This window comes from Pseudomonas sp. MPDS (assembly GCF_013283895.1).
Classification (GTDB): Bacteria; Pseudomonadota; Gammaproteobacteria; order Pseudomonadales; family Pseudomonadaceae; genus Aquipseudomonas; species Aquipseudomonas rhizophila.
Genome location: NZ_CP054128.1, coordinates 2,622,779 through 2,642,281, shown reverse-complemented (window position 1 = coordinate 2,642,281; position 19,503 = coordinate 2,622,779). Strand labels below are relative to the sequence as shown.

Here is a 19,503-nt window from a genome sequence, read left to right as displayed (position 1 = left end):
ATGAATCGTTTAAATAAAAAAGATAACGAGACGCTGAAGTTAGTCCGTAGTGGGCAGAGTAGCGGCGAGCTTGCCGACCTCGGAGTTTGCACCATCGAAGAACTGCTGCAGCGTAGTGCTACCAAAATGCCTCATGCCCCTGCCCTGTCGGCCATGGGTGCCAGCATAAGTTACGAGCAATTACAGAACCTGAGTGCCTCAGTAGCGACCTGGTTGATCAATCAAGGGCTGCAACCGGGCGCCCGGGTTGCAGTCGCTTTGCCAAACATGCTCGCCCATCCTGTGGCGTGCCTGGGAATTATCAGGGCGGGTTTGATCGCCGTCTGCGTAAACCCTTTGTATACACCGCAGGAGCTGGCACAGGTTTTCAAGGACAGTGAAGTCAAAGCTGTCTTTCTCTTCGGACCCATGGGCCAGGGAGTCCAGCAGGCCATGCTCCAGGCCGGGGTGAGTCTTGCTGTGCAAGTCGCTCCAGGTGATCAACTAGGCTGGCGACGGACATTGGTCAATTGGGTAGCCCATCGGCGCTTGGGCAGTAAGCTCACCGGCATAGAAGGCGCCATCGACTGGCGCAAGGTCGTAGCCACTCGGGCGACCAAACTCCGTCAACGTGGGCCCATCGCAGCCGAGCAGACAGCCTTCATAATCTATAGCGGTGGCACTACGGGGCAACCCAAAGGCGTACCCATCAGTCATCGGGCTTTGCTGTTCAACGTTGCCCAACAGTATTCGGCTCTGCGTCCGCATCTTTTAGGCAGAGCTGAGCAGGACTACGTGTTGCTGCTCGCGGTGCCGCTCTACCATATTCTCGGCCTGGGCAATCTGCTCTTCACCTTGGCCAAAGGTGGTAAAGCGGTGTTGGTGATGAATCCACGCGATACCACGGCGTTTATCAAAGAATGGTCCCGTCACCGAGTAAGCAGTTTCCCCGGAGTCAACACCCTCTACAACTCGCTCCTGGAGCATGAAAACTTCCGCTCGCAGGACTTCACCGACCTCGCCCTTTGTCTCGGTGCGGGCATGCCAGTCAGCGAGTCCACGGCCAAGCTCTGGCATCGGATCACCGGCTGCCATATCACCGAAGCCTACGGTATGACCGAAACCGGGCTGATCTCCTGCAACCCAGCGGGGCGTTCACGCCCCGGCTCGGTAGGTTTACCAGTAACGGGAGTTGAAATTTCCCTACGGGGCGAGGATGAAGAAGAAGTCACTATTGGCGCCGGCGAGATATGTGTGCGTAGTCCGGCCATCATGGCCGGTTATTGGCAGCGTCCCGAAGAAAATGCCGCCGCCTTCACCCACGATGGTTTCTTCCGTACAGGAGACATCGGCCTCTTCGATCTGGATGGGTATCTGAGCCTGGTTGACCGAAAAAAGGAAATGATCATTTCCTCGGGGTTCAAGGTATTCCCCTCGGAGATCGAGCGGATCTTGAACTCTCACCCCGGAGTACTGGAATCGGCAGTTGTACCGGCCCCGGACGAAAAAGCGGGGGAAGTACCCATCGCCTATGTCGTACGTCGTCAACCTTACTTGGATGAAGCTCTCGTGATCGCACACTGCGAAAAACACCTGGTCAGCTATAAACGCCCTCGTCGCATCATATTTCGGGACGAGTTACCCAAGAGCAATGTGGGCAAGATTCTGCGCAAGGAGTTGGTGGGGATCGAGCAGGAGGAGCACTCCCGATGACGATGCCGGCTTACGCACCCGATTTCTCTATGGCTGATCAATTAACGTTGGTGGCTGACGATGGCTATCGACTAGCGGCTATCCGTTATTCTGCACAGGGGTCGTTGAAGGGCAACCTCATCATGGCGGGGGCGACGGGGGTGCAACAGCGTTTTTACCGCCGCTTCGCCGAGCATGCCAGCAAACAAGGCTTCAACGTCCTGACAATGGATTACCGGGGCATAGGAGCCTCCAAGCCCAAATCACTGAAAGGGTTTGAGATGTCCTACCTGGACTGGGGTTGGCTCGACCTGGCAGCGGCAGTCGAACATATGGATGACGGCATTACGCCGCTTTACTGGGTCGGTCACTCTTTTGGTGGACATGCACTGGGGTTGCTACCCAATCATCACCGCATCACGGCCGCCTACTGCTTCGGTACGGGGGCCGGGTGGGCCGGGTGGATGCCGAGGCTGGAGGCTTTCAAGGTCCGCTTGCTGTGGTCATGCATCCTGCCTTTGATCGTCGCACACAAGGGCTACATGGCCTGGAGTCTGCTGGGCATGGGCGACGACTTGCCGAAGGGGGTCTACAAAGCATGGCGACGCTGGTGCGCCTACCCCCATTACTTCTTCGACGACCCGGCGATGGCTGCTGTCGTTGATCGCTACGCGCGAGTTCACGCGCCCTGCATGTTTGCCAACGCAGTGGATGATCCGTGGGCACCACCCGTATCGCGGGATGCTTTCATCAAGGGCTATCGCAATGCCCCGTTGCGGGTACGCGACCTTCATCCCGACACAAAAAAACAGCCCATTGGACACATGGGCTATTTCCGCCCATCTGCCGCGCCAGTCTGGGACGAGTTACTCGAATGGCTTGTTTCCCACAAGGCCGAGACGACGAAACAGCACCGACTGACCGAGGCTTAGAAAAATGAACCCCTTGGCATCCCATTCGGAGTTTTCAGAATCCGCGACAACATTTCGCTCCCTGGTTGAGAGCCGGCGAGCTGCTCGCCAGTTCGCCGCAGAAGCCGTTCCTGAAACAATCATACGAGATTGCCTGGAGCTCGCGGCTTTGGCACCCAGTTCGTGCAACCTGCAACCTTGGTCTTTCCAGGTTGTGCGCGATCCAGCACGTCTTCAACAGTTGCAACAGGTATGCCTTGGGCAAAGTGCCGCGAGGGCCCCCTTGATCATCGCGGTGTTGGCACGGCCGGACACTTGGAGATCGGCCTGTGCCGATGTGCTCAAGTTATGGCCTGAAGCCGCAGTACCCAGGGTGATCGATCGGTTCTACAAGGAAACGGCTCCTTTCCAGTACAACCAGGGCTGGATGGGCTGGCGGGGATTTATCAAACGCCAGATGGTCAGGGTGCTCGGTTACAAGCGCCCCGTCATGCGCACCCCCAATAGCCTGATGCAAATGCGGCTATGGGCCGTGAAATCGACAGCGCTGGCGGCACAGAATCTCATGCTCGCCTTTCAGAGCCACGGTTACAGCACCTGTCCCATGGAAGGCTTCGATGAGAAGCGTTTGAAGAAGATTCTACCTCTGCCCAAAGAAGCAATTCCCATCATGCTACTAGCCGTGGGGTTACCGGGAGTGCACGCGATCCGAAATCCCCGATTACGTTTTCCACTCGAGCAAAACGTGACTTGGCTTTGATCAGCAGCTGAAAAAACACCAAGAGGATTACCCGTTATGGCCTTTACGGAAATCGAATACGAAGCACACGGCGCGATAAGGATCATTCGCTTCAACCGCCCGGAAAAGCGCAACTGCATCGGGCCGACTACTCACTTGGAACTGGTGGAAGCCTGGACAAAGTTTCGAGATGACCCCAGTGCTCTGGTCGCCATCATTACCGGTACCGGTGAAAAAGCATTCTGTGCCGGTGGTGACCTTGAAGCAGGCTTCGATCTGGTGCCCACCAGCCCGAGCGAGATTGCGGCCCACAACCGCGGCGAACGCCCCGGCGTTCTCGGGCCCAGCCGCTGGACCGATATCTACAAACCGGTCATCGCCGCAGTAAACGGTGCAGCCTACGCTGGCGGGCTGGAATGGGCATGCTTCGCCGACATGCGCATTGCCGAAGAACATGCCTCCTTTGGCGTTACGTGTCGACGGTGGAACATCGGGCTCGCCGACGGCGGAAGTCAGCGCTTGCCACGCATCGTGGGGATGGGCCGGGCGATGGAGCTGATCCTCACGGGCAAAGTTATCACCGCCGCAGAAGCACTGGCCATCGGTCTGGCCAATGAGGTCGTACCTACAGGGCAATCGTTGATGCGAGCGATGGAGCTAGCCCAATTCCTCTGCACGTTGCCGCAACCTGCCATGCGTGCCGACAAAGAGGCCGCAGTCAGGGGGTATGGCCTTCCTTTGGCTGAGGGCCTGCGTATCGAGGCCCAGTGTTTCAATCACTCTATTCATCAACCGGAAACCCGCGAAGGGTTACGCCGCTTTCTTGAACGTGATCATCCCGACAGACGAAGGGATGCGCCAGTGAAGACCCCTGGATTGGTCAGAGACTGAGGGTTGGACTATGCATTTCGAATTGTTGTTGCAATTGCACCTTTTCGCCGTCGCTTTCTGGCTGGGCATCGTAGCGGTCGAGTACCTGCTTGAGCGCACCCGAGCGCAGAGTCGGAATCAGGGTTTCACCGTTGCCCGCTTGCACCGGCAGATTGATCTGCTCTTCGAAATGCCGGCCTTCGCCGTAGTACTTGTCACCGGTCTGTTGCTCATCGAACCGACACGCTTCGATGGCATCTACGCGTTGAAAGTCGTTGCCGGAGGCAGCGCTGTCCTCGGAAATATGCTGTGTCTGATACCCGTGTTGAAGCGACGCACCGCAGCCGAAAAGGACAACTTACCCGATGTCATTCGCCAATCTCGCCAGATCGACATCATTTCTGTGACAGCTATTCCCGCAGGTCTGGTGGCACTAGCCTGTGGTGTCTATCTGATGGTGCTTCGCTGATCATCTGCTGGGCGTTATGACGACCATTTCAGGAAGCCCCGCTGCAGGTTGCTTTGTGCAGCGGGACCAATCACGCAAAGTCTCTGTCGCCCTGACTCACTGCACGATAATCTTGCCCCTTGCCCGACCTGAAACCAATCGTTCCCAAGCATCATCGAATGCGTCAAACGGCACCACGCGGTCAATCACAACCTCAACGCCCTGCTCGACTATCGACGAGACCAGCTTATCCAGTTGAGAGGCATACTGCGCCGCATAGAACATGCTCGCCGTCACACCACAGGATTCAGCCATGTGAGCGTCTGGTGGCATGGCTGTGGATACAAGTCTCCCGCCCTTGCGCAGCACTTCGAAGGAGCGCTGTTGCGTCTCACCACCGACCAAGTCCAGAACAACATCCACGTTGTGAACGACCGAAGTGAAGTCTACTGATGTGTAATCCAGCACTTCGTCCGCACCGAGACGACGAGCGAGCTCAAGGCCATCCCCCGAAGCCGTGGCAATTACCCGAGCGCCTGCCTTCTTCGCAAACTGCACGGCAAAAGTTCCTACTCCACCTGCACCTGCGTGGATCAAAACGGTCTCCCCTGCTTTCAAGCGAGCGGAAGAAAACAAGGAATGCCAGGCTGTAAGCGCCGCGATAGGGATAGCCGCACCTTCAATAGCAGACATGCTTTGCGGCAATGTTACGCAGGCACTGGCGGGCACGGCGGCAAACTCGGCCAGGCCGCCGCACGTGCTGGCATCGGCGCAGGCAATGATCCGATCCCCAACGCGCCATTGACTGACCTCGGAACCCACCTTCTCGATGACGCCGGCAAAATCGGTCCCCAACGTGAGCGGCAGGGAAATGGCGAAGAACTGGGCCGCCACACCTGATACCACCAGCGCATCCAGAGGATTGAGTGCGGTTGCCTGCACCTGCACCAGTACCTGATCCTTCGCTACAGCAGGGGTCGGGATCTGTTCTGCGACAGGCTTGTCGTTATACGTATGAATACGGATGGATTTCATGGATGACTCTCTTGGGAGGAAGGCGTTGATTCAACGTCAGAGTTGATGGGAAGTTCGTCGAGCACGGTTGCCAGGACCGAAGCCTGCCAATCGAAATAGGGATTGAAGGTCAAGCGGGCATGAACCTTACCTTCCTCGCGATACCCCCAATCCGAGTACCAGGTCAGCGCGCCTTGTTCGCAGGCTCGGGTGGCATTGGATGGCTGTCCGTTTAAACAAATACGTAAAATGCCTCGCTCGCCATACTGCGGGTTTCCAGGCGCGAACAGCAGGCCCATGTGTGAAAACTGGCTGATCCGCAATGTTGGCAAATAATCTTCGCGCACCAAGACACGTCTGCGGTCGTACACACCCAGTGTCTCCTCGCCATACCAGACCAACCGACTGGCTGGATGCGTGAAGCGGAACTGGAACATCTCGAGCAGATAGTTCGTATCGAGCACCGAATCGTGCTGCGCAACGGCCATGAATACTGGCTTATCGTAAAAGTGCTCATTCAAGAGCCGTTGAGCCTTAAGGCTGCTGTTATGGAATTGCGCAAACCCGTTGGTGGGCATATTGAGATAACGGACACTGTTTTGCATCGGACGCAGCCCGTCGGGGGACACGATCCAGGGACGTAGCCAAGCAGTCAGCGGTGCCAGCCACTCCAACCGACTGGAAGCACGGAAAGCGGGTGAGAACAGCACTAAGCCGGCTATTTGAGGATTGTCGTAGGCGTATTCGAGCACTAGATTGGCCCCTGTGGAAAATCCGCCCAAGTACACATGCTCGACATCGCGTCGAAGCACTTGCGCTTGCTCGTTCACGACGCGCTGCCACTGCTTGAGGTCAACTTTAAGCAAGTCCTCGGGGCGAGTCCCATGCCCCGGCAAGAGCACGGTGCGCACCAAAAAGCCTTGGGCTGCGAGAACAGGTGCCAAGTCGTGAAACGACCATGGCGAATCGCCCAAGCCATGAACAAGCAGAATGCCTTTGCTTGGCCGGATACCTGTGGGAGGGCGCCATTCCCCTGGGGAGTTCCACCGCAACTCATTCAGCGGCTCGTGCGTCTGGAAGTTGCGCTGTAAGCGCAACTGCGCTCGGGTTTCGAGTTGATAAGTAGCAAAATCTGGCGGATCACCCACTCTCACCTCGGCCAAAGTATGGGCTCCGGCCAGACTCGAGCACAGCAACACCACAAGAGAATAAAGCCAGCGTGAAGTGGCTTTGTGTTCGAAGAAGCATCGAAGAGTCGCGTTATTCATCTGCGTTACGCCGCGCTTTGTTGCACGAACCGCATTGAGGGCGATCTCGTCGACTTCCAGCTACCCAAATGGCGCGCCACGAGTTGACGACACGGACAACGAAATCGTCCCTCAAAATGACTTGGAAACCTCGCTCTAAAAAAGGCTGCGTTGCCACCACCGTCAGGCCTTGTGTCCGCTGCACACCTTTCGCGGAGCGGTGAGCATTAAGAACCTCCACCGGTTCTGCAGACATAACCCCAGCTCCCGATTAATTTGGTACGGTACAATACCACACCTATTTCTAAAAGGAAGTATTCGCGCAACACACCCAGGGCGATCCTCAGGACATAGGCATATCAGGATGTTTGGCTTGGCCCCAATGTCTTTGCACCCTGCTTGCCAGCAGCCCCGCAAGAACTCCCAAGGCGCAGGCCAAGGACAACTCCAGAAAGGTCGCCAGCGTGGTAGCCAGGTGCGAGGCAAAAAAGGACACCACGCCCAGGAACAGACTTAACAAATTGTTGAACACTGGTAAGCCGCGTAATGACAACACCACCACGGTAACCAGCAGTGCTACCAGGGTGATAGTCAACGCCCCCAAGTGCGGCGCCAACAGTTCGCTGGCGATGCCGATCGCCAGGCCGATCAGCATACATCCGAGGTTTATCAAACCGTCGCGGGCCGTGATGCCTCTGGTGAAGAAGGCAATCCAACCGATAAACATGGCTGAGACTGGAATCCTGAGCAGAACACAAAGAGTTGCGGCAACGCAGGCCAGGACAGACTCTCCCAGTATCGCCTTGAGCGTATTCAACCGAAGGGTATGACGCATGGCTGTATTACCTCGTGGCAGGTTTCAGGGGGATGGCCGACGCTGGGAACAGCAACCGGGCCAATGCCGGGGTCAGGATCAGCGCGCCGAGCATGTTCCAGATAAACATGAAGGCCAGCAGGATCCCCATGTCCGCCTGGAACTTGATTGGTGATAGAACCCAGGTGGCCACTGCCACGCCGAGGGTTACGCCGGTGGGTACAACTACCTTGCCGGTTGAAAGCAAAGCGATGTAGTACGCGTTTGACAGGCTTGCGCCTTGGCGCAGATGGGCCAGCGGGGTAAAAACCGGCTTTTAATGGCATTACGCCAGCAAAGAAGCACTCGTGCCCTAAAGTATTTGCCAAGGCGAAATGGTCTGTTATGGTATGGTACTGTACCTGACCTTATTTGAACGAAGTACGCACTCTATGATGGTTCCACCGAAAGCCCCAGCCCACCGAACGATTAAAGGGGCCCAAAGAGTACAAGAACTGATCGCTGTAGCAGCGGAACAGTTTTTGGAAAACGGATTCGACGCCGTGGCTGTCGATAACCTCATTGCTCGCGTAGGTGGCTCACGCCGCAATGTTTACGACTACTTCGGTGGAAAAGAAGGGCTGTTCAAGGCCGCGATGTTGCACGTATCCACAGAAATGGCGAAGCCGCTGGATGAACTCAAAATCGAAGGACTCGAGATAGAGGAAGTATTACCTGCTTTCGGTCGTCAGTTGGTGCGCACTGCGCTGTCGCCTCAAACGCTGGCTGTACATAGGCTGCTTACCAACGAAGGCCGTCGCTTCCCGGAGGTCGCCCAAGCGATGCTTGCGGCCAGCTACTTGAAGATTCTGGACAGGCTAGCGGTGTGGATCGCAGCACATCAGGCAAGCCCCACAAGCAAGCTCAATCCAGATATCTCGCCCGCTGTTCTGGCAGAGCAGTTCATGAGCATGACATCTAGCGATGTGAAGTTGCGTGCGATTGTCGGTCTGGTCCAACCCCCGTTATCGGATACAGCGATCGACAAGATTGTCATGAGTGCAGTCAATACCTTTCTCTATGGCGCGACTGCGCGATCGGCGCTACCTCGCAGTTCCAGCAACCCAAACGAGTAGCCTACGTCACGACAGTTGCGGTCGCACGCGAGGAAGATTCCAGCTGACTGAGACGCAAATGTCCTTCATCGAACAGCAGCCAGGGTTGCATGCGTGGTTATGGGACAGCACTACACCAGGTGTTCCAGAGGAAAGCCTGGTTTGTGCAGCGGGCCGCCAGCGTGTCACCCGCAGACACCAGGCAGAGTTACGAAAGAAGTTCCTGTGGCGCAGAAGCTGGACGAGATTCCCAAGTTCCGCCCAAGCATGGGCAGCTTCACTGCTTCCCATTCCCGACACACAAATCTCTTCAAGAGGAAAAACCATGACAACAACAAACAGTCTCGGCGGCACGTTCACCCTTCCAAACACCTCGTTGACGCTTAAGCGTATGGGCTATGGCACCATGCAACTGCCGGGACCACACGTGTGGGGGCCGCCGCGGGACAAAGATTCAGCACTCGCCGTTCTCCGCGAGGTGCTTGCCCTCGGCGCAAATCATATCGACACTGCCGACTTTTACGGTCCACACGTTTCAAATCAGTTGATCCGCGAAGCGCTCTCGCCCTATCCGGCCGACCTAGTGATCGCCACCAAGGTTGGCTTTATACGCGGGGAAGATGGCTCATGGCAGGTAGATCGTACGCCCGAAGGACTTCACCGTGCAGTGCATGAAAACCTCGCCAATCTTGGTGTGGATGCACTTGATGTAGTCAACCTGCGCTTAGGTGGTCCGCACGGGCCGGATGACAACTCTGTGGCCGAGTCGCTGGGAACCCTGGTAGAGCTACAACGAAAGGGACTTATCCGACATATCGGCCTCAGCAACGTGTCGGCTGCTCAGTTCCATGAAGCGGAATCATTGGCGAACATCGTCTGCGTACAGAACCAGTACAACCTGGTGCACCGTACCGATGATAGTTTTATTGACACTTTGGCCTCGAAAGGAGTGGCTTACGTGCCGTTCTTCCCACTCGGTGGGTTCTCTCCGCTACAGTCCGATCTGCTCTCAAGCGTTGCGAACGACGTAGGCGCAGGCCCCAAACAGGTTGCTCTGGCTTGGCTGCTACAACGATCACCTAACATCCTGGTTATCGCCGGAACGACGTCCATGGCTCACCTTCGGGAGAACTTTTCCGCAGCTGAAATATCATTGTCGTCGGAGCATGTTGCTACGCTCGACAGTATCGTCCAAAAGAATGTCGACCCGCGCTGAGACACATAATCACGAGAGATTAAATGCCCCATTAACTGGTCGAATGGAGTCTGAGCTTGCAGCGCACACCTTCTGCTGATTCAGATGCTGCCCTTCATTAAGCCTTAAACCAGCTTCTTTCAGGTCAGACTCCTTGAGTACTATCGTTAGGTTCTTGAGAAAATAGATGAAAATAATTTTCAAGCAATAGACGAATGGATGACCTCACCGAGTTAAAAAATCCGAGTAAACAACCACTGCCATCAGTAGGTTCGTATACAGGTATCCGGCAAGAGGCCTATCCATTAGGATATGGAGGTCCATCGCTATTATGTCTTCTTATATTTGTAATCCACATTCCAGAACCTTTTACCGCCCAATCGACGCAGCGTTGCGGTGGTGCAATCTTACCCGTTACGAAGCACAAATAGTCGAAGCTGCGTGGTCTTGTCCAGAGGAGCTTATCTACCGATTTCCACAGTGGCCGTGTTTACACGCAGCCACAGAAAAGATCTACGACGCAATACGTAATGGAGAACTGCCTTACGGATGCCTCGGAATTTCGGTTCCCAGTGGAAGTTACGTGGAGCCCTATCAGCTAACGATACGTCATTCCGATTTACGTCGCTGGATACAAATTTATTATCCCGATCAGAAGCCAGCCTTTTTGTTTGAATCAGACAGAGACGCTCACGGAAAAGTCAGTCTAGGAACCTTCCTCGCGCTACAAGCGGATCGGGACGCCTTTCAACTCCAAGTGAAGAATCTTGAAATAGCGTATCAAAAGCTGCTTAGTGACCTTGAGGCAGTCGGATTGGAGAAGCAATACATCCATTCTCTGCTGAAGACTAACAGCAAGGTCGACATCCGGAAACCGCGCTAACGCAGCAAGCACCAACTTGTGACGCAATGGATCTAGCTGCCAATCGGGAATGCGTTGACCGCGATTCCCCAAGCTGAGGGACAGAAGGCGCCGAGCCTTGATATCGCGGTTGATCTGATCACGAGATTTGCCAGCCAGTTTAGCGAAAACCAGTAACGGCAAATTACTAGCGGCCTCATAAATGGCAAGCATTTCGACGCGTTCGCGCTGGATGTCAGACACGATAGATTTATGCAGCTTTTCAGTCGGGACCGAAAGAGGTACGACAGGCGACTGGTGCGACACGACAAGAGCCGGTTCGTCGCTAACCGAAGCCTTGGATACCGAGACCGCTGCCACTGGAAAGGTGCCGTTGAAATGAATGGAATTTGCGATCGCGTTTTCAAGCGACGGCAGCGAAGCGGCCCCTTCCAAACGGATGGTAAGTGGAGAGCTTGCCGCTTTCAGCTGGCCCTGCCCCCACAGATCCAGACGATTTGCCCAGTCCTGCATCATGGTCCGGCGCTGCTCCACGTATTCCGCGTGGTTGTAGGCCGCACTCACCTTGTCCGGATCTGCATGAGAAAGCTGAGCGTCCACCCATACCTTTGGATATCCAATCTCGTTCAGCGCAGTCGAGATCGTCGCCCTCATCCCATGACCGGTGAGCTGATCCGCGTACCCCATCCGGCGTAGCGCGCCATTCAGCGTGTTCTCACTGATGCGCTTGCTCAGGTCGCTCCGATGCGCAAACAAGTAACGTTGCGCAGGAACCACTTGGTCCAGCATGCACCGCACTATTTCAAGCGCCTGAACCGATAGCGGCACAATGTAGGGCGGTATGTTTGAGATCTGCTTACCGGGCTTCCGCATCGCTAACTGAAGTTGCTTCACCACCTCCGCCGGTATGATCCATAACCGCTTATCCAGATCGAACTGGTCGGGTGTCGCCAAGCGCAGCTCGCCCGTGCGGGCACCGGTCAGCAGCAACAATCGAAGGCAAAGCTGAGTTTGGTTGGCACCGCTGTAGTTTCGAAGAGCTGCCATCAATGCAGGGAGCTCGTCCATTCGGAGAAATGGATTGTGCGTAACAGGCGGTTTGGGGAGCGCAACAACGTCGAGATCAGAAGCCGGGTTATGTTCCAGCCCCTCGATCTTCACCAGCGCATAGCGGAACAATTGATTGAACCAGGTCCGACATTTTTCGGCTGTCGTTAAGGCCTTGCGCTGTTCGATCCTGCTTAGCAAATCCAGAAGATCATGACGATTGATATCGTAGATAGACCGTCCACCCAGTGTGGGCAGGACGTCTTTATTGAAGATTCTGAAGATTTGCGAGAGCGTGCTCTGGCGGCCTTCCTTCAGGCTCAGCCTTCGGAACTCCACCCACTGGTTGAACACGGCCTCAAAGGTATGCTCTGTCGCAAAACGAACAGCACGACGCTGCTGTTTACGATGCTCATAGGGATTGATGCCTTGGGCGACTAAGGCGCGAGCCTCATCACGTCGGGCACGCGCTTCTTTAAGGCTGATTTGCGGATAACTACCGAGAGACATGCGTTTCTGCACGCCCGCCCAGTAATATCTGAACCGCCAGATTTTCCCGCCGCGCGCGGTCACGTTGAGCGCAAGCCCATCCGTGTCGCCTATCGTGTAGTCATTGCCAGTGATTCGGGCTTGCCGAACGGTCGTATCCGAGAGTGCCATAGCGAGCTCCTGAACAGAGTCAGGGCCAGATGCTCGTCTCGCTATCCAAGCTGCTCCAGCAAAAAACCGATTCAGTGCACATCCAAATCCAAGACCCTCATTCGGGACTTAAATCGGGACTTAAATCGGGACTTAAAAGCACTGGATGGAGCTGGATTTCAGTGGTTCCCGCTGGAACGAAAAAAGGGCCTAAAGGCCCTGATTTCAATCACTTACAGAATTCAGTGGAACTCTGTAGCGCAATATTTGGAGCGGGAAACGAGACTCGAACTCGCGACCCCGACCTTGGCAAGGTCGTGCTCTACCAACTGAGCTATTCCCGCGTCTTGGTGTGGCGCATTCTATAGATTCAGATTACGCCGTCAACCCTTTGATTCAAAAAACTTTTATTTCGGGTCTACGTCAGTGCGCAGATGCGGCCAGGCGGCGCGCAGGTACTGAACCATCGACCACAATGTCAGGCCTGCGGAGATCAGCAGCAGTGCATAGCCCAACAGCACCCAGAAATTGAAGTTGGCCGGGTTGCCCAGCAGGATCACCAGCGCCAGCATTTGCGCGGCGGTTTTCCATTTGCCCAGGTTCGATACCGCCACTTGGGCACGGGCGCCCAGTTCGGCCATCCATTCGCGCAGTGCCGATACGACGATCTCGCGGCCGATGATCACCGCTGCCGGCAGGGTCAGCCAGAGGTTGCCGTGCTCCTGCACCAGCAGTACCAGGGCGACCGCGACCATCAGCTTGTCGGCCACAGGGTCCAGGAAGGCGCCGAAAGGCGTGCTCTGCTCCAGGCGTCGGGCCAGGTAGCCGTCCAGCCAGTCGGTGGCGGCGGCGAAGGCAAAGACCGAGGCGGAGGCCACATAGCTCCAGTGGTACGGCAAATAGAACAGCAAAATGAAGATCGGGATGAGCAGGACGCGAAGTACGGTAATCAGATTTGGGATATTCATCGGCACAACTGGCTGCGAGGTTGACGGGCATTCTACTCGCTATGCAGGCTTGCATAAATCGACTCAGCGAGCTTTTTACTGATACCGGGAGCTTTGGCTATCTCTTCGATGCTGGCACGAGACAGCTCCTGCAATCCACCAAAATGTTTCAATAGATCGCGACGTCGCGTCGGGCCAACCCCTGCGACGCCTTCCAGCGTCGATGTACGACGGGTCTTACCCCGGCGGGCACGGTGTCCGGTAATGGCGAAACGGTGTGCTTCGTCGCGGATCTGCTGGATCAGGTGCAACGCCGGCGAGTCCCCTTTCAGGGTGAACTCATGGGCCGCATCGTTCAGGTACAGGGTCTCGAAGCCAGCCTTGCGGGTGGCGCCCTTGGCCACGCCCAGCAGGATCAGGTCGGGGACCATCAGCTCGTTCAATACGTCGCGAGCCATGGACAGCTGGCCTTTGCCGCCGTCCACCAGCAGGATGTCCGGCAGCTTGCCCTCCCCGTCCTTGAGCTTGCCGAACCGGCGCATCAGCGCCTGATGCATCGCCGCGTAATCATCGCCCGGGGTAACACCTTCAATGTTGTAGCGCCGGTAATCGGACTTGATCGGACCCTCCGGACCAAACACCACACAAGACGCCACGGTCGCTTCGCCACTGGAGTGGCTGATGTCGTAGCACTCCAGCCGCTGCGGCGGCTCGTCCAGGTTAAGGACATCGGCCAAGGCGTCGAACCGTGCCGCCACATGCTGGCGGTTGGCCAAGCGTGCGCCAAGGGCCTGTTCGGCGTTGGTCACGGCCAGTTGCTGCCAGCGCGCCCGGGTGCCACGCACGCGATGGCTGATGGTCAGTTCACGACCACGAAGCTTGTCAATGGCCTCGACCAGGGCTGGGAAGTCTTCGTGGACCACATTGACGATCAACTCGGCAGGCAGGTCGCGTTCCGGGCTGCTGATGTAGTACTGGCCCAAAAACGCCGCCATGACTTCGGCCACGTCTTCCTCGATACCCACCTGGGGAAAGAAGTTCTTGCTGCCCAGCACCCGACCGCCGCGCACGCTGATCAGGTGAACGCAGGCGCCACCCGGGTTGATGAACGCGGCGATCACGTCAACGTCGCCGCTGCCACCTTCCATGCTCTGCTGATCCTGCACGCGGCGCAGCAGCCCGATCTGGTCACGCAGCTCGGCAGCCCGCTCAAACTCAAGATTGACCGCCGCGTCCTCCATCGCCGCCGACAGTTCGTCGGTCAACGCATTGCTGCGACCTTCAAGAAACATCACCGAGTGGCGCACGTCTTCGGCGTAGACCTGGGGTTCGACGAACCCGACGCAAGGCGCTTTGCAGCGTTTGATCTGATATTGCAGGCATGGTCGGGTACGGTTCTTGTAATAGCTGTCTTCGCATTGGCGAACGAAGAAGGTCTTCTGCAACAGACTCAGGCTTTCACGGATCGCCCCAGCGCTGGGGTAAGGACCGAAATACCGGCCCTTGGCCTTCTTGGCCCCGCGGTGAATGCTCAGGCGCGGAAATGCCCCGTCGGACAGGAACACGTACGGGTAGGACTTATCGTCACGCAGCAGAATATTGTACGGCGGCCGCCATTCCTTGATCAGCGTCTGCTCGAGCAGCAAGGCCTCGGTTTCATTGGCGGTGATGGTGGTTTCGACTTGCGCGATGCGCCCCACCAGGGCGGCGGTCTTTGGCGCGAGGCCGGTTTTACGAAAGTAGCTGGCCAGACGCTTCTTGAGGTTCTTGGCCTTACCGACGTAAAGCAGACGCGCATCGCTGTCGAACATGCGATAGACGCCTGGGCGACCGCTGCATGTGGACAGGAAAGCACTTGGATCAAACAGTTCAGTCATTATCAGGCGCTGGCATCGACCATGCCGTGGCGCACCGCCAGCAGCGTCAACTCGACATCGCTGCTGATCGACAGCTTCTCGAAGATTCGGTAACGGTAGGTGTTGACGGTTTTAGGCGACAAGCACAGCTTATCGGAGATGATCTGCACCTTTTGGCAACCGACAATCATCAGGGCAATCTGGATTTCCCGCTCCGACAGCGCATCGAAGGGCGATTCATTGGTCGGCTGGAACGACTTGATTGCCAACTGCTGGGCAATTTGCGGGCTGATGTAACGCTGACCGGCAAATACCAGGCGAATGGCCTGGACCATCTCGTTCAAGCCGGCGCCCTTGGTGAGATAACCCGCAGCGCCCGCCTGCAGCAAGCGGGTCGGGAACGGATCTTCTTCACACACGGTCACCGCGACCACCTTGATGTCCGGGTGGCTGCGCAGCAGTTTACGCGTGGCTTCAAGACCGCCGATGCCTGGCATCTTGACGTCCATCAGTACCACGTCGGGTTTCAGTTCACGCGCCTTGATAAGGGACTCTTCCCCGGATTCAGCCTGACCAACCACCTGCAGACCGTCGATATCAGCCAGCATTCGTGTAATGCCCGTACGGACGAGATCATGGTCGTCGACCACTAACACCCTAATCAAGCAGACACCTCACGATTTGGTCTTATTTGGGTTGCCCAACACCTTAGCAAAAACCATCCGGCAGACCTAGCGCAAAGGGACATATAAAAGTTACAGCGCGTCTTTCACAGGCACGCAATCCGAGGCCTCAAGCCCTGGCGGCCCGCTCCATCCTCAGGAAACATTCATCCTCGCCGACCACCTGCAGCCCCATGCGCTCGTAGAGCACCCTGGCCGGATTGTTCTTGAAAACCGTCAAGCGTAACGCCGGGCGACGCTCTTGCATCACCATGTCCCAAACCTGACCGATCGCCCAGGTGCCGGCGCCCTGCCCCCGAAATGCCTCGGCAATCTGTAGCTCCCGGATATACAACGCCCGGGCATCACGACTCAGGCTGACAAAACCCAACGCTTGCCCCTCGCGGCAGATGATCCAGTTCTGACGAATGATCCAGGCCAGATCGAATGCTTCGTCCTGCCATAACAAATCATGGTGCAAGTAATAGGGAAGCATGTTGATGCACGTCAGTTGCCGGGCAAAGGCGATGTCCTCGGCCGTTGCCGCACGCCACTGGAAACTCATGTGTACCTCTTCAAAGCGTGGTCACCCATACGACTGGGCCCGATAACCGTCGGGCACCGCAACTCGCTCAGGCCGAAAGCCAGATCGAGAGAAGGTGCAAACCCAAAGTTTGTCACAAAGCCCGCCGGACTCAAGCCAGGATGAACAATCACATGCCCACGATAGAATTTTCTGATTGAACCGGCCCACCCTGCTCTAGTAAGCTCAGGTCCATTCATCGGAGACAGACCATGTTCAACGCCCTCGCATCGCTTCAAACCGCCAGCGCCCAGCGCTCGGTTGCGGCTGCCTGGGCGAACAGTGTTCAGACTCCGGTCAGCTTTTATTTTGGGTATTGGTTTAGCCACTGGCGCGCCTGATACCCAACCGGTGCCCAATTTAAACGGGTCGCCTTCCAGAGTTTTCTAACCCCCGGTCGGCCTCCCGACCGGGGGTTTTGTTTTTTCAGCCCCACACATTTTTGCGACACCAGACAAACTTGAGGATTGAGCCATGAACTACGCCACTTATTACCGTTACGACAGTTTTTCCGCCTGGCGATTTACCAGCCACCGCTCGGGACAGCCTGCCGCCTCCGATCGGTCACCTACCGGTGGCAAGCCTCAGTTGCGGGCCAATACGGCCAATTGTCGAACACCCCAATAGGGCCGGCGCGCGGGAATGAACCCGCTGCCCGCCCAGGAAACCAGATCATGAATTCGTCCGTCTCTGCTTTGCCGCTGTCCACGCTAAACCCTGCCAATGAAGCCCTGACCCTGCGTCTGCCCAGCTCATTGCAACTCAAGCAACAATTGCCCCTCAGCTCGGCGCTGAGCCAACAGGTCAATGCCCATCGCCAGGCAATCCGCGCGATCCTCGACGGCGAGGACTCCCGCCTGCTGGTCATTGTCGGCCCCTGCTCCATCCACGATCCGAAATCGGCCCTCGAATACGCTGCCAACCTGGCGCGCGTGGCCCATGAAGTCAGCGACAGCATGCTGCTGGTGATGCGCGCCTACGTGGAAAAACCCCGCACGACGGTAGGCTGGAAAGGCCTCGCTTACGACCCTGGCCTGGATGGCAGCGATGACATGGCCGGCGGCCTGACGCTGTCCCGGGAACTGATGCGCGAAATGCTCCAGTTGGGCCTGCCTGTGGCCACCGAACTGCTGCAACCCATGGCCGCCAACTACTTCGATGACCTGCTCAGTTGGGTCGCCATCGGCGCGCGTACCACCGAATCGCAGATCCACCGGGAAATGGCCAGCGGCCTGGGCATGCCGGTCGGTTTCAAGAACGGCACGGACGGCGGTGTTGGCATCGCCTGCGATGCCATGCGCTCGGCAGCCCATCCTCATCGGCATTTCGGCGTCGACAGCCAGGGGCATCCGGCGATCATCCAGACCCAGGGCAACCCCGACACTCATCTGGTGCTGCGCGGCGGCCATCGCGGGCCGAACTATGACCGCCAGAGCGTCACACAGATACACAATGACCTGACCCGCCTGAAAATACCGGCCCGGATCATGGTGGATTGCAGCCACGCCAACAGTGGCAAAGACCCGTTGCGCCAGCCTCAGGTGTTCAACGACGTCCTGGAACAGCGCCTGCAAGGAAACCACTCCCTCATCGGCATGATGCTGGAAAGCCACCTGTTCGAAGGTTGCCAGTCGTTGGGCCCGTCGCTGCGTTACGGCGTATCGGTGACCGATGGCTGCCTGGGTTGGGCGACCACCGAGCAACTGCTGCGTCAGGCCCATCGCCAACTGGTGTCAGCCTGAATCCTGAAAGCGCCCTCCCCAGCGAGGGCGCTCAGCTTTTTGTCTCGGAGCGAACCTGGACGGTGACCCACTCCGAATGCTGGCTCACATCGTCCAGGCGCTCGACCTGATAAAACAAGTGCACCGACCTGCCGCGCTGGTCCTGCCAGAACGCCGCAGGCACTACAAAGGTCAGCGCTTGACCTGCCGTCGCCGCGGTGATTTCGCGCTCGGCGACATGCGCGTAACTGCCGTTGCACTGCAGCCAGACCAGCTCGCCAGCCTCAAGCCCGGCATCGTCGATGACGACACTCACCCCTTCCTGTAACCCGTCGACATCCAGCCCGCCCGCGTTCAATCCCGCAATCCGCGGCGCTTTCAGAGCAGGACGTCGCAAAGGCCCCAGGTGCAACGACAGGGGCTCGGCGCGACGCACCGAATGTCCGCGCCGGACGACATAGGTCAGGCTCAGGCTTTGACCCTCATGAGGGGCAATCAGCGAATGATCGACCCAGAACGCTACCTCGCGGCCGACGGCATGAGCCTCGATATCCAGCACATCGCGCCAAACGGCCCTGGAATCGTTGCTGGCAATCAGGATCAACCGGTCGCCGACGGCCATTCTGGAATAGGGTTTGATGGTCACGCACGTTCCTTCGGGCACCCGCGCCGGGTCCAGGCTGCCGCCCACGGCATCGTTGGCAACGGCGGCCGGCAGTTGCAAGGAAACATCGCCGATATCCAGTTGCAAAGGCTGGGAGACCAGCGTGGCCGGCAGCCGTTTGCTCGTCACTTGGTAGCTGATCTCCAGCGAGCCGCCGTCCAGCTCGGTGATATGCGGCTCGCGCACAACAAAAACGACATCTCGCCCCACATGTCGCTCAGTGATGAACCTTCGCACTTCATGCCGATAGGGTTCGGCGTCTGAATTGAGTCCGTGCCAGAACAGCAGCACCTCATCTCCGCACGTCATCATTGGATATGGCTTGACGGTGATGACGACCTTGCGCCAAGCGGGGTTGATCACCCCTGCCGTGGCCGCTGCCAGAAACGGGGCCGGCAATTTCGTCAGGGGTGCGAGCCGGGCTCGCGGGGCAGATGGGTAAGTGGTCATACATAGGCTCCAGTCCTTGGATAAAGGCACCGCGTTCATATCGCGGCACCCGATGAAGCCATTAAACCT

The 19,503-nt window shown here is 57.2% G+C and carries 18 protein-coding genes, 1 tRNA gene and 1 pseudogene; 9 read left to right on the top strand and 11 right to left on the bottom strand.

Annotation, left to right across the window (positions count from 1 at the left end; genetic code table 11):
* From HQ912_RS11695 to HQ912_RS11675, 5 genes are read left to right on the top strand one after another with little or no spacing between them, the layout of a single operon-like run.
* Positions 1 to 1,692: an AMP-binding protein gene (locus tag HQ912_RS11695; RefSeq protein ID WP_173406798.1), complete on the top strand. Its 1,692-nt coding sequence runs from the start codon at positions 1 to 3 to the stop codon at positions 1,690 to 1,692.
* Positions 1,689 to 2,603 carry an alpha/beta fold hydrolase gene (locus HQ912_RS11690; protein WP_107322676.1) on the top strand — a complete coding sequence of 305 codons (915 nt, stop codon included), beginning with the start codon at positions 1,689 to 1,691 and terminating at the stop codon, positions 2,601 to 2,603. The genes HQ912_RS11695 and HQ912_RS11690 overlap by 4 nt, the downstream gene beginning before the upstream one ends.
* 4 nt (positions 2,604 to 2,607) lie before the next feature.
* Positions 2,608 to 3,342, top strand: a complete 735-nt coding sequence (locus HQ912_RS11685; RefSeq protein WP_107322675.1) for a nitroreductase family protein — start codon at positions 2,608 to 2,610, stop codon at positions 3,340 to 3,342.
* A gap of 36 nt (positions 3,343 to 3,378) precedes the next feature.
* Positions 3,379 to 4,212 carry an enoyl-CoA hydratase/isomerase family protein gene (locus HQ912_RS11680; protein ID WP_173406797.1) on the top strand — a complete coding sequence of 278 codons (834 nt, stop codon included), beginning with the start codon at positions 3,379 to 3,381 and terminating at the stop codon, positions 4,210 to 4,212.
* A gap of 10 nt (positions 4,213 to 4,222) precedes the next feature.
* Entirely contained in the window at positions 4,223 to 4,660 is a 438-nt protein-coding gene (locus tag HQ912_RS11675; RefSeq protein WP_107322673.1) for a hypothetical protein, read from the top strand.
* A gap of 96 nt (positions 4,661 to 4,756) precedes the next feature.
* Here the strand turns inward: HQ912_RS11675 and HQ912_RS11670 are convergent, their stop codons facing one another.
* The 4 genes and pseudogenes from HQ912_RS11670 to HQ912_RS11655 all read right to left on the bottom strand — a co-directional run.
* Positions 4,757 to 5,674, bottom strand: a complete 918-nt coding sequence (locus tag HQ912_RS11670) for an NADP-dependent oxidoreductase (RefSeq protein WP_173406796.1) — start codon at positions 5,672 to 5,674, stop codon at positions 4,757 to 4,759.
* Entirely contained in the window at positions 5,671 to 6,921 is a 1,251-nt protein-coding gene (locus HQ912_RS11665) for an alpha/beta hydrolase (RefSeq protein ID WP_107322671.1), read from the bottom strand. Before HQ912_RS11665 ends, HQ912_RS11670 begins: the two co-directional genes overlap by 4 nt.
* A 322-nt stretch (positions 6,922 to 7,243) precedes the next feature.
* On the bottom strand, positions 7,244 to 7,735 hold the full coding sequence (locus HQ912_RS11660; RefSeq protein ID WP_222129874.1) for a DUF1097 domain-containing protein: 492 nt from the start codon (positions 7,733 to 7,735) through the stop codon (positions 7,244 to 7,246).
* Positions 7,736 to 7,742: 7 nt separating this feature from the next.
* Positions 7,743 to 8,012, bottom strand: a pseudogene (locus tag HQ912_RS11655) (MMPL family transporter); the annotation flags it as partial.
* A gap of 91 nt (positions 8,013 to 8,103) precedes the next feature.
* On the opposite strand from HQ912_RS11655, the gene HQ912_RS11650 reads away from it, so the two are divergent.
* Positions 8,104 to 8,829, top strand: a complete 726-nt coding sequence (locus HQ912_RS11650; protein WP_222129873.1) for a TetR/AcrR family transcriptional regulator — start codon at positions 8,104 to 8,106, stop codon at positions 8,827 to 8,829.
* A gap of 304 nt (positions 8,830 to 9,133) precedes the next feature.
* The gene (locus tag HQ912_RS11645; protein WP_173407531.1) at positions 9,134 to 10,024 is read left to right on the top strand and encodes an aldo/keto reductase family oxidoreductase; all 891 of its coding nucleotides are present in this window, start codon (positions 9,134 to 9,136) and stop codon (positions 10,022 to 10,024) included.
* A 703-nt stretch (positions 10,025 to 10,727) separates the two neighbouring features.
* Here the strand turns inward: HQ912_RS11645 and HQ912_RS11640 are convergent.
* The 6 genes from HQ912_RS11640 to HQ912_RS11615 form a co-directional block, all read right to left on the bottom strand.
* Entirely contained in the window at positions 10,728 to 12,572 is a 1,845-nt protein-coding gene (locus tag HQ912_RS11640) for a tyrosine-type recombinase/integrase (protein WP_260990075.1), read from the bottom strand.
* A 247-nt stretch (positions 12,573 to 12,819) separates the two neighbouring features.
* Positions 12,820 to 12,895: transfer RNA gene (locus tag HQ912_RS11635), tRNA-Gly, on the bottom strand.
* A 63-nt stretch (positions 12,896 to 12,958) separates the two neighbouring features.
* Positions 12,959 to 13,519, bottom strand: a complete 561-nt coding sequence (pgsA, locus tag HQ912_RS11630) for a CDP-diacylglycerol--glycerol-3-phosphate 3-phosphatidyltransferase (RefSeq protein WP_047227859.1) — start codon at positions 13,517 to 13,519, stop codon at positions 12,959 to 12,961.
* A gap of 32 nt (positions 13,520 to 13,551) precedes the next feature.
* The gene (gene uvrC, locus HQ912_RS11625; protein ID WP_047227858.1) at positions 13,552 to 15,375 is read right to left on the bottom strand and encodes an excinuclease ABC subunit UvrC; all 1,824 of its coding nucleotides are present in this window, start codon (positions 15,373 to 15,375) and stop codon (positions 13,552 to 13,554) included.
* Between the two features lie 2 nt (positions 15,376 to 15,377).
* Positions 15,378 to 16,019, bottom strand: coding sequence for a UvrY/SirA/GacA family response regulator transcription factor (gene uvrY / locus HQ912_RS11620; protein ID WP_024781217.1), 642 nt, complete (start codon positions 16,017 to 16,019; stop codon positions 15,378 to 15,380).
* Between the two features lie 127 nt (positions 16,020 to 16,146).
* On the bottom strand, positions 16,147 to 16,581 hold the full coding sequence (locus tag HQ912_RS11615) for a GNAT family N-acetyltransferase (protein ID WP_047227856.1): 435 nt from the start codon (positions 16,579 to 16,581) through the stop codon (positions 16,147 to 16,149).
* A gap of 230 nt (positions 16,582 to 16,811) precedes the next feature.
* Between HQ912_RS11615 and HQ912_RS27760 the strand changes: the two genes are divergently transcribed.
* Both HQ912_RS27760 and HQ912_RS11610 read left to right on the top strand, forming a co-directional pair.
* Positions 16,812 to 16,940 (top strand): hypothetical protein, encoded by a 129-nt coding sequence (locus HQ912_RS27760; protein ID WP_260990074.1) that lies wholly within the window; start codon positions 16,812 to 16,814, stop codon positions 16,938 to 16,940.
* Positions 16,941 to 17,273: 333 nt separating this feature from the next.
* Positions 17,274 to 18,341 (top strand): 3-deoxy-7-phosphoheptulonate synthase, encoded by a 1,068-nt coding sequence (locus HQ912_RS11610; protein ID WP_160894203.1) that lies wholly within the window; start codon positions 17,274 to 17,276, stop codon positions 18,339 to 18,341.
* Positions 18,342 to 18,372: 31 nt separating this feature from the next.
* Here the strand turns inward: HQ912_RS11610 and HQ912_RS11605 are convergent, their stop codons facing one another.
* Positions 18,373 to 19,434: a hypothetical protein gene (locus tag HQ912_RS11605; protein ID WP_260990073.1), complete on the bottom strand. Its 1,062-nt coding sequence runs from the start codon at positions 19,432 to 19,434 to the stop codon at positions 18,373 to 18,375.
* Positions 19,435 to 19,503: the final 69 nt, after the last annotated feature.

Excerpts from the sequence above, each read along its gene's own strand:
- HQ912_RS11695 (WP_173406798.1), top strand. The coding sequence starts at position 1 with ATGAATCGTTTAAATAAAAAAGATAACGAGACGCTGAAGTTAGTCCGT.
- HQ912_RS11690 (WP_107322676.1), top strand. The coding sequence starts at position 1,689 with ATGACGATGCCGGCTTACGCACCCGATTTCTCTATGGCTGATCAATTA.
- HQ912_RS11685 (WP_107322675.1), top strand. The coding sequence starts at position 2,608 with ATGAACCCCTTGGCATCCCATTCGGAGTTTTCAGAATCCGCGACAACA.
- HQ912_RS11680 (WP_173406797.1), top strand. The coding sequence starts at position 3,379 with ATGGCCTTTACGGAAATCGAATACGAAGCACACGGCGCGATAAGGATC.
- HQ912_RS11675 (WP_107322673.1), top strand. The coding sequence starts at position 4,223 with ATGCATTTCGAATTGTTGTTGCAATTGCACCTTTTCGCCGTCGCTTTC.
- HQ912_RS11670 (WP_173406796.1), bottom strand. The coding sequence starts at position 5,674 with ATGAAATCCATCCGTATTCATACGTATAACGACAAGCCTGTCGCAGAA.
- HQ912_RS11665 (WP_107322671.1), bottom strand. The coding sequence starts at position 6,921 with ATGAATAACGCGACTCTTCGATGCTTCTTCGAACACAAAGCCACTTCA.
- HQ912_RS11660 (WP_222129874.1), bottom strand. The coding sequence starts at position 7,735 with ATGCGTCATACCCTTCGGTTGAATACGCTCAAGGCGATACTGGGAGAG.
- HQ912_RS11650 (WP_222129873.1), top strand. The coding sequence starts at position 8,104 with ATGGTACTGTACCTGACCTTATTTGAACGAAGTACGCACTCTATGATG.
- HQ912_RS11645 (WP_173407531.1), top strand. The coding sequence starts at position 9,134 with ATGACAACAACAAACAGTCTCGGCGGCACGTTCACCCTTCCAAACACC.
- HQ912_RS11640 (WP_260990075.1), bottom strand. The coding sequence starts at position 12,572 with ATGGCACTCTCGGATACGACCGTTCGGCAAGCCCGAATCACTGGCAAT.
- pgsA (WP_047227859.1), bottom strand. The coding sequence starts at position 13,519 with ATGAATATCCCAAATCTGATTACCGTACTTCGCGTCCTGCTCATCCCG.
- uvrC (WP_047227858.1), bottom strand. The coding sequence starts at position 15,375 with ATGACTGAACTGTTTGATCCAAGTGCTTTCCTGTCCACATGCAGCGGT.
- HQ912_RS11615 (WP_047227856.1), bottom strand. The coding sequence starts at position 16,581 with ATGAGTTTCCAGTGGCGTGCGGCAACGGCCGAGGACATCGCCTTTGCC.
- HQ912_RS27760 (WP_260990074.1), top strand. The coding sequence starts at position 16,812 with ATGTTCAACGCCCTCGCATCGCTTCAAACCGCCAGCGCCCAGCGCTCG.
- HQ912_RS11610 (WP_160894203.1), top strand. The coding sequence starts at position 17,274 with ATGAATTCGTCCGTCTCTGCTTTGCCGCTGTCCACGCTAAACCCTGCC.
- HQ912_RS11605 (WP_260990073.1), bottom strand. The coding sequence starts at position 19,434 with ATGACCACTTACCCATCTGCCCCGCGAGCCCGGCTCGCACCCCTGACG.